The sequence below is a fragment of the Aeromicrobium phragmitis genome, assembly GCF_003674095.1.
In the GTDB taxonomy this organism is placed as follows: Bacteria; Actinomycetota; Actinomycetes; order Propionibacteriales; family Nocardioidaceae; genus Aeromicrobium; species Aeromicrobium phragmitis.
In genome coordinates, this window is sequence record NZ_RDBF01000144.1 from 1 (window position 1) to 389 (window position 389).

Annotated in this window: 1 protein-coding gene; it reads left to right on the forward strand. The window is 69.2% G+C overall.

All coding sequences use genetic code 11. The features are described from left to right. Positions 1-46: 46 nt before the first annotated feature. The gene (locus D9V41_RS18375; protein WP_208006926.1) at positions 47-331 is read left to right on the forward strand and encodes a DUF4245 family protein; all 285 of its coding nucleotides are present in this window, start codon (positions 47-49) and stop codon (positions 329-331) included. The last annotated feature ends 58 nt before the right edge of the window (positions 332-389 follow it).

Here is a 389-nt window from a genome sequence, read left to right on the forward strand (position 1 = left end):
CGGCTGGTTCTCCAACTCCGCGCGCATCGATGCCGGAACGTGAGATATGGGAGTCTTGACCGACGATGACCAGTTCCTCGGCATCCGTCAGCTGCGCGACGGCGAGGGTGAGGCCTACAGCCGCGCCGTCGAGGACGACGGGCAGCAGGTGTCGCTGCAGGGCCGGGAGTGGCGGGTCGGGGAGACCCGCGACGAGATCGTGTACGCCCTGACCGACGGGGACATCACGACGGTCGTGCGCTCGACCGCCTCACCCGAGGACACCGAGGACTACGTGGCGTTGCTCGTGCCGTTCTCGACGCTCTCGCCCGAGGCCGCCGCGAGCCGCTGACGGGCTCCGTCGAGCCACGTCTGGCAGATCGTCGCCAGTTCCTCGCCGCGTTCCCACA

Coding starts and splice junctions, on each gene's coding strand:
- D9V41_RS18375 (WP_208006926.1), top strand. CDS start 47: ATGGGAGTCTTGACCGACGATGACCAGTTCCTCGGCATCCGTCAGCTG.